Source organism: Micromonospora sp. LOL_021, from assembly GCF_048060215.1.
In the GTDB taxonomy this organism is placed as follows: domain Bacteria; phylum Actinomycetota; class Actinomycetes; order Mycobacteriales; family Micromonosporaceae; genus Micromonospora_E.
Genome location: NZ_JBHMIN010000094.1, coordinates 1 through 9,253, shown reverse-complemented (window position 1 = coordinate 9,253; position 9,253 = coordinate 1). Strand labels below are relative to the sequence as shown.

At 70.3% G+C, this 9,253-nt stretch carries 2 protein-coding genes; one reads left to right on the top strand and one right to left on the bottom strand.

Annotation, left to right across the window (positions count from 1 at the left end; genetic code table 11):
* Positions 1-5,487 (bottom strand): sugar-binding protein (locus ACFHWT_RS30710; RefSeq protein WP_416598138.1); only part of this gene is annotated, 5,487 nt, incomplete at its 3' end.
* Between the two features lie 436 nt (positions 5,488-5,923).
* Between ACFHWT_RS30710 and ACFHWT_RS30705 the strand changes: the two genes are divergently transcribed.
* A complete protein-coding gene (locus tag ACFHWT_RS30705; protein ID WP_416598136.1) occupies positions 5,924-9,109 on the top strand; it encodes an FG-GAP-like repeat-containing protein in 3,186 nt (1,061 codons plus the stop codon).
* Positions 9,110-9,253: the final 144 nt, after the last annotated feature.

The following is a 9,253-nucleotide window of genomic DNA, read 5'->3' as shown; positions in this document are numbered from 1 at the left end:
GTACACCCGCAACGTGCCCAGATCGGAATCCGGCTGCCCGTCCACCACCGTGAACGACCACCGCTGCGCCGTCGTGCCGTTGCACTCGTACAACTGCACCTGCTGACCGGAGACCGCGAACCCCGCCTGCAGGTCCAGGCACTTGCCCACCACACCCACATAGGCGGTCTCGCCGCCACCGCCCTGACCGGCGATCCGCTCCACCTGACCGTCGTAGGTCCAGGTCAGCTCCTGCACGTCACCGGAAGACACCGACCGCACCGACCGCGTCTCACCGGTCGCCTCGTACAACCGCTCGGCCTCGGCCGTCACCTGCGCACCCGCCGGCGTCACATAATCCTTACGGACCGACGTCAACGTCCGCGGCTGCGACCCGTCCGCGCCGCCGTAGCCGTACGTCGTCGTCGCGTCCTTCCCGGTGTCACCACCGAGGTCCTTCTCCACCAGCTCCGACCGGTTACCGAGCAGGTCGTAGGAGTACCGCTGCCAGTAGCCGGCCCCGTCCGCACCCGCCGCCACCGACGCGGCGGCCGGCGCCACCGCGCACGAGGTCTGGTCGGCCGCCGTCCACGCCTCGGTCAGCTGGCCCAGCGGGTCATAGCCGAAACACTGCCGCTCCTGAATACCGGCGGCGTGCTCCCGGATCGCGGTGACGTTACCGGCCGCGTCGTAGCCGTACGACCGGTGCGACACCAGGTTCCCGCCGACGATCGCCTGATCACCGGTCTGCTCCCGGAACACCCGCTGATCGGTCAACGCGCCACTGGCGTCGTCGTACGACGCCGTCGTCCACACCCGGTGCGGCTGAGCGCCCAACGTCGACCGCAGCACCTGCCCGTACGGCGAGTAGACCGTCTCCGCGCCGTACCAGTCCTGCCCGGACACCGACAGCGGCAACCCGTCGGCCGTGTACCGGACCAGCATCTGCTCGGCCGGCATCCGACCGACCGCCGGCAAATCGACCGACGCCGGCAGCCCGGTGTCGGTGTACGCGTAGCCGTACGTGTAGGACTCCGCCAGACCCCACATGTCGGCGACCGACTGCGGCAACGTCAACGTCGTCGACGTCGGCTGGTAGTCGTCGGTGTAACCACCGACCTGCTGTGTGTACGCCAACCCGTCGGTGTAGCGGGTCGCGGCCGCCGGCAGCCCGATGCCACCGGGCGCGGTGTCGTAGCCGTACTCGGCCAGCAACGTCCCGCTCGACCCGTCGAGCCGCTGCTGCGTCGGCCGGGACAGTTCGTCGTAACCGTTCCACACCGTCACGCCACGCGCGTTCGTCGAGGTCAGCGGCCGGTCCCGGTGGTCGTACGTCAGCGTCGTGCTGCCGGAGTCCGGGTCGTTGGCGGTGACGAGCCGGCCGCGCTGGTCGTAGCTCCAGGTCCACGGGCGGTCCGGGTCGGCGGAGTGGGTGGCCGACGCCAGCTGGCCGCGCGGGTGGTAGCCGTACCGCATGGTGGTGAACTCGGTGCGCGCGGCGTCGGTGAACGTGTCGACCCGGACGGTGCGGCCGATGGCGTCCGAGTAGGTCCGGTACGACGGCGAGCCAGCCGGGTTGATCACCGTGGAGTGGTCGGTGCCGTACTCGTAGCGGGTTGCCCGCTCCGGTGCTTCCGTGCCGCGCAGCACCGGCATCTCGGTGACGACCCGGCCGAGACCGTCGTAGGTGTAGCGGGTGGCGTTCGGCACGGCGGTGTCGGCGAGCGGGGTGAACAGCCCGCCGCTCGGTGCGCCCTCGGCGTAGTAGGCGTTGTTGGTCTGCCACACCTCACCGGAGGTGTTGTAGAGCGTGTCGCTGATCAGCCGGCCGCCGCCGACGGCTTCCTGCTGGCTCTGCCGTTCCCGGCCGAGCCCGTCGTAGAGGGTGACGGCGGTTTCGACCCGGTTTCCGTGGCCGCGGCTGCGAGTGACCACGTACGGCGGTTTGCCGGCCGGCAGGTGGTATTCGGCGCTGAAGTCCGGGACCGCGCCGGCGGTCGGGGTCCGTCCGGGCGCCCAGACTTCGACGAGCCGGCCGAGCGGGTCGTACGTCGACTGGCTGACGTGCCCGTTCGGGTCGGTGCTGCGTACGGCGACACCGCGACCCGGGTCGACCTCGACGGTCTGTTCGTGGCCGAGCGAGTTGCGTTCGACGACCTCGTAGGCCTGCCCGGTGGCCGGTTCGAAGGTGGTCGTCGAGGTCTTACCGTCCGGATCGGTGCGGGACACCACCCGACCGATCGCGTCGAAGGCGACGGTGCCGTCGCTCTGGAAACCGGACCCGTCGGCCTTCAACGACCAGGAGCCGGTGACCAGGGCCCGGGTCGACGCCGCGAGGGCGGTGCCGTACGGCTGGCCGTCGTAGCCGACCCGGCTGGCCGAGCTGAGTGTGGTCAGGTCGTCGAAGTCGGCGTCCGCGCACAGCGTCGGGCTGGTCCGCAGCTGGCGGGTCATCCCGATGACGTGCTGGTCGGCCCGGTGCAGGTAGTCGACGTACGTGCAGGACTCGTCGCCGGGGCGGCCGGTGTCGCCTCGGGACTCGACATGCGTGGGCAGCCCGTACGTCGCCTCGTAGGTGGTGCGGGCTTCGACGACCCGTTGGGTGCGGGTGTCGTCGCCGGTCCCAGAGGATCGGGTGTACGTGATCTGCCGGGGTTCGGTGACCCGCCAGGCACGTAGCGGGCTGAGCCCGTCGTCGCGGTCCCGACGGGCGAGTTCGGTGGCGGCCGGCACGGTGACGCTGCGGGTCAGCCACGCCGCGTCGGCGTCGTCGGCGCTGGTGTAGGTGAGTTCCTCGGCGATCCGGCCGGCGAACGGCTCGGCGTCGGAGGCGATCAACACGCCGTCGATGTCGTGGACGTCGACGGTGTCGCCCAGGCCGCGGAAGTACCGGGTGACGGACTTGCTCCGGCGGCTGCCGATGGCCGGGTCGTCGTCGCCGGTGATGACGGTGACCTGGCCGAAGCCGGCGAACCGCGAGTAGGTGCGGGTGGACTTCTTGGTGAACTCCTGCTCGGCGAGTTTCCAGCCGGCGTCGGCGTAGGAGTACCGGGTGACGGTGGGGTAGGCGCCGTCGACGGCGGGCAGTTCCTCGACGGTGTCGACGACGTACTTGTGGAACCAGTCGATGTCCTCGACGGCCGGGTCGGGGTGCCAATAGGACGGATAGCAGAGCCGGGTGTTGGCCTTCAACGCGGCTGTGTCGTTCTTGCCGGGCAGGCCGGTGCCGGTGGCGCAGGCCCCGGTCGGCTGCTTGTACGTGACGATCGTTTCGCCGCCGTACTCGTTGATGACCCGGCCGATGCGCAGCCGGGAGAAGTTGGGCCGGTCGTCGCGGCGTACCCGGTTGGGCATGTCGTCGGGGTTGGCTTCGAACCGCACCGCGTTGAGGGCGATCTTGTCGTCGGGGTTCCCGCTGCGGCCGTAGCCGGTACGGGTGACCGACTCCAGCCACAGTGCCGTGTTGAGCCCGGTCCGCAGGATCGGGAAGGACTGCTTGAGCCGGTATTCGTCGACGGTCTGCAGCGCGGTGCTGCCGGGCTGCCGCTGCGCCGAGGTGGTGATCCGGTCGAGGCGTTTGCGGGTGAAGAACGCCGGGGAGGCGTTCCAGCACTTCTGCCCAGCGGTGCAGTGCAGGTCGGCCGGGGTGTCGTACCAGATCCGGTAGTTGCTCGGGTCGGTGCTGGTGAAGTTGGCTTCGGTGCAGGTCAGCGAGCCTTCGGCGAAGCAGCGTTCGGCGACGGTGAAGGAGACCCGGGCCAGCGGCGCGGCCGAGTAGACGCTGTCGGCGCGCTGGCCGTAGTCGATCCGGGTCAGGTAGCCGCCCCGGTCGTAGCGGACCGGGTCCTTGAAGTTGAAGTTGCGGGCGTAGTAGTTAGTCTCCTTGGCCCACCACAGGCTCATCGCGTTGCCGTGGACGTCCTCGACGTAGTCGAGGGACCAGCGCCACGCCTGGGTGCAGGCCGACCCGGCCCAGTTGCCGGCCTGGTAGCAGGGTTCACCCGGGTGGTTGCCGTAGACGGGGGCGGTGAGCACCGAGTTGGTCACCGGGTCGCCGGACGACCAGCCGGGCAGCCGGTGCCGACCGAAGTGGTGCCGGGTGCCGTCGCGGGTGGTGACCACCCAGTACTCGCCGTCGGCGTCGCCGTTGGCCAGCCCGGAGTCCTTGAGTAGCTGCACCTTGGAGCCGTCGCCGTTGGCGGTGATCCAGGTCTGCTCGTCGTCGTCGAAGACAAGTTCGGTGGTCGTTCCGCCCAGCGACAGGGTGGCGTTGTTCGACCCCCAGCACAGGTCACCGGTGCGGTGGCTGGCGTTGTTGGAGCCGGCCTTCTTCGAGTCCTGCCGACAGTTGGCGTAGCTGCGGGTGATTGACCCGGCGGCGTAGTCCCAGCCGTCGCCGATCCAGGAGGCCTGGTTGTTGGTGGCCGAGGTCCGCCCGTCCACCGACTGCGACGAGTACGACAGGTTGACCTGCGGCATCAGCCCGCCGGAGGTCTCCGGCACCTGCACCTGGTAGCCGTAGGTGAACGCACCGGAGGAGGAACCGGCCGCCCAGGAGCCGGAGGAGAGCAGCGGGGTGGCGGTGTAGTCGCCGGCCGCCGACGCGCCGGTGTCCAGTACGCCGACCACACTCGACGACGTGGCGGACGTGGTGGCCCGACCCGCTGCGGGTTCGCCCGCCAGCAGCGCGCTGACCGGGACGGTGCCGCTGACCACGCGCCGGGTCGACGCCACCGAGACCTGGCTCGGTGCCGGGGTGAACTCGCCGGTCCCGGTGATGCCGGCACCGCCGGCCTGCGGTCCGGCGCTGCGGCCGGTGCTGCCGTCGGCGGTGGCGCAGTCGCCGCTGTCCGGGGCGTCGTAGACGCATTCGGGCAGCAGCAGGAAGCCGAACCGGTCGGCGGCCTGGGGCCCGTACAGGTCGGCGAAGGTGGTGTAGTCGACGGTCAGCGCGACCTCGGCTGCCGGGTCGGCGGTGGCCGGCGGGGTGATCTTCATGATCAGGCCGGCGACGCCAGCGGCCTGGGACGCCTCGGGGGCGGCGAGGCCGACAGCCCAGCTGCCGGCGAGATCGGCCGGGTCGCCATCGGACGGTACGCCGAGCGCGACCGGCAGGTCGTCGACGGGCAGCGTCTCACCAGCGGCCAGACCGGTGAGGTCCACGGTGCCGTCGCCGGACTCCCACGGGGTCACGGCCTGCGGTTCGTACGGCACCACCGGTACTTCGTCGGCGGTGGTCAGGTCGGATTCCGCAGATTCGTCCTGGCCGACCAGTTCGGCGTCCGGGATGTCCGGCAGGTCGACCTCGATCGCTTCGCGGCTCATTCCCGGGCCGGGTATCGCCCACGCCTGCGCGGGCAGGACCGTCACCACCATGACCGCCGTCAGCAGGAGCGTGCCGCCCCGGCTGCCAAGCCGTCGGCCAAGCCGGCGTGCTCTGGTACGGGCGGTTCGGTCACCGGCGGCTCGGCGGTCCAGCTGCCAGGACTGTGGACCGGTTCCACGCATGCGCGTCGACTCCCAGGCGCGAAGAGAAGGTGCGGACGGACCGCGAGAGCACACGCCGGGTGTGGGGCACGGTCGTGAGCACTCTGCGTCAAGTTGATCTGACACTCAAGTGAGCAGCAGGCCGACAGCAGGGATATGAGTGAACTGCATCACTGGTCAATCTTCACCTGTGGTGGCAATCTGCACACAAGGCATAGAGATCTTGAAATCGCAATACATGGATGAGTTGCCACTAGCAAAAGCCGACAAAGGCTCGCATTACGCCGCGGGTGGCGATGCGCACCAGCGGGATATAACAGGTTAATAACGTTAAAGAGGGGCGCGTCGATGGTGGTGTCCGTGCGATCGTGTGCGGACTTCTGCCCCGTGGCCGCCGAGCGGGCGCAGTGGTGTCCACATCGTTCCTGCCCACCGGGTCCCACGGGAGTAGACCGCAGTGACCGCGCCTCGCCTGCTCAGCCCATTCACGCGTACGCGCACCAGGCTCGCTCTGACCGTCGGTCTGCTGGTGGTCGCGCTCGTCGCCGCGACGCTGCCCTTGCTGCGGTCCACCATCGACCGGCTCGTCGCCCCGGACCCGGCACCGTCGGCCGGCCCGCTCGACGACTCAGCGGCCCTGGCCCAGGCCCGCCGCACCGGTGAGGAGGTGCTGATCGACACCGCGACGACCGCCACCTCACTCACCTGGGCCAGACCGGACGGGCAACTGCGTACCACCAGCCACGCCATCGCACAGCGGGCCCGCGACGCCACCGGGCAGTGGGCGGAACTCGACACCACCCTCACCCGCATCGGTGCGGCCGACCAGGGCCGGGCCGACGGAGCCGGCCGCAGCCGGGTCACCGACGACGCCGACGGTCTCGGCGTACGGCCGGTGAACGCCCCGGCACCGGTCCGCTTCTCCAGCGGTGGACCGGCCGCCGACCGGTACGCGGCAGCGGACGACCAGCCTGCCGACACCACCGACACCACTGACCGGGTGCTGGCCGAGCTGGACCTCGACGGTCACACCATCACGTACACCTGGCCCGGGCCGCTACCCGAGCCGGTGCTCGACGGCCCCCGGGCGCTCTACCCTGACGTGCTGCCCGGCGTCGACCTGCTGATGGTGGTACGCGACGACGGCGGCGTCGGCCAACTGCTCATCGTCAAGACGCCCGATGCGGCCACGGTGGACTCGGTCCGCCGGATCAACTACGGCCTGCGGTCGGCGACCGCTGTCTTCCAGCACGATCCGGTCACCGGCGGGGTCCGGATCCTCGACCCGGCCGACGACAAGGAAATCAGCTCCATCCCCACCCCGTTCGGCTGGGACTCCTCCGGACGCAACACGGACGACCCCGACGCGCCCCCGCGTACCTCGGTGGCCACCACGACCGACGTGCTACGCCTGTCCGGCCTCAGCGGTGCCGAGCCGGGCTCCAAGATCGGCCAGCTGCCCAGCACACTCGACGGCGACGGCACCGGTGAGGCGCGGCTGCGGCTGGACGCGGCGGCCAGCGGTCTGCTGGACGACGCCGAGGTCCGGTTCCCGGTCTTCCTCGATCCGACGATGCGCAGCACCACCCAGGCGTGGGCAACCATCTACAGCCAGCACCCGTACACCAACACCTGGAACGGCACCAACTTCAACAACGGCACCACCGTCGCTCGGGTCGGCTACGAGGAGGAGACGCCGCTGCGCGCCCGCACCTTCTGGCGGATGGGCTTCAACAGCGGCATCGAGGGCGCGACGGTCAGTTCAGCCAGCCTGCGGCTGCTGAACAACCATTCGTGGAGCTGTCAGGCCCGGGAGATGCGGCTGTGGCTCACCGGAGCCATCTCCTCCGGTACCACATGGAAGAAGCAGCCGGACTGGATCTCCGAGCAGCAGCGTCGGTCGTTCGCGCACGGCTACAGCAACCAGTGCGCCGACGCCTACGTCAGCTTCGACGTGCAGCAGGGGGCCCAGGCCGGCGCGACCAACGGCTGGTCCCAGATCACCTTCGTCATGCGAGCCGCCGACGAGGACGACACCCACACCTGGCGCAAGTTCCAGGTCAGCGCGACCGAGCTGACCGTGGTCTACAACCGCAGCCCCAACGAACCAACCGCCGGCACCATCACACCCGGCGGAAACTGCGCCCCCGGGCCCGGCGGCGGCACCCTCGTCGCCCGGACCAACCTGGTGCTGGCCGCCACCGGCTCGGACCCGGACGGCAACCTGCGCGGGCTGCGCTTCCGCTTCTGGCCCACCGGCGGTACGGTGCCCGCCGGCACCCTCGTCACCAGCCTGAGCAGCGGCCGGGGCAGCGTGACGATCCCCGCCACCAGCCTGGTGGACGGCGTCACCTACTCCTGGGACGTCCGGTCCGAGGACACCGACGGGGCGACGTCGTGGTACTTCCCGCCCGGCGACCAACCCTGTCGGATCACGATCGACGCCAGCGCGCCACCGGCTCCGGCCGTCACCAGCGACGTGTTCCTGGCCGCCACCCCGGACGGAGCGACCTGGGCAACGGTGAAGTTCGGCCAGACCGGTCCGGTCACCTTCACCGCCGCCGACGCCGCCCAGTTCAGCTACGCGCTCGGCGGGCGTGAGCTGACATACGTGACCGCCAACTCCGGCACGGCGACCGTGCCCGACCTGCGACCCCGACATTCCGGCCCGACCACCCTGCAGGTGTACGCGTACGACGCGGCCGGCAACCGGAGCGCCCGCACCGACCACACCTTCTACGTACCGCCTCGCGACGCTGTGGACGGGCCGGGCGACACCGGTGGCGACGGACGACCCGATCTGACGATCATCGACGCCGACGGCAACCTGCGGACCTATCCCAGCGACACCGACGGAGCCCTGTACGGATCCCTGGCTGCGTCGTACAGCGCCGATGGCCAGCTCGACCCGGCTGGGCACTGGTACGACCCGGCGACCTCCCAGGTCGCCCTGCTCACCAAGTACGGCGACGCCTTCCCCGGCGACGGCATCACCGACCTGTTCGTCCGCACCCCGGACGGCGGCTTCTGGATCTACCCCGGCGACGGCTACGGCAGCTTCGACGTCGACGACCGGATCCGGGTGCGGTTGCCGGCCGGCGCACCGGATCCGGCCACCTGGACCCAGCTCAAGGCCGTCGGGGACATCACCGGGGACGGGCACCCCGACCTGGTCCTACGGGCCGGCACCGCATTCTGGACGTTGAGCGGCTACACCGGAGCCAGCTTCCAGCAGGCGACCCTGATGGAGGGCACTGCCTGGGCCCGCAGGGAGATCGTCAACGTGGCCGACATCGACCAGGACGGCACCCCGGACCTACTGTGGCGCGACTTGGACAACGGCAGAATGTCTGTGCGGCACGGCCTGCCTGGCACCGTCGCTGGTAGCGTCGATCTGCACTCGTTGAAGTTGGCCGTGAACTCCCGTGACGGTGATGTCTCCTTCGGCACCGGCTGGTCGGCCGCGAGCGTCGACCTGGTGATCGGCGTCCCCGACCTCAACGGCGACGGCATACCCGACCTATGGGCCCGATGGACGTCGGACGGGCAACTGCGGGTGTACCACCCCTCCACCTCCGTCGCGGGCGACGCCGTGCAGGTTCTTTCGGACACGGCCTATCCGGGCGCCAAGGGGCTCGGCTGACCGCCGCATCGTCGACGTCCGTTGCCGATCTGCAAGTCGAGCCGTTGATAGGGATCCGGGCGCAGCAGTAGTCGCAGCCGTTCGAGCACGGCGCATGGCGTAGCCGGCGGCGCGGGCACCGGCCTGGGCACGTTGCGGGTGTAT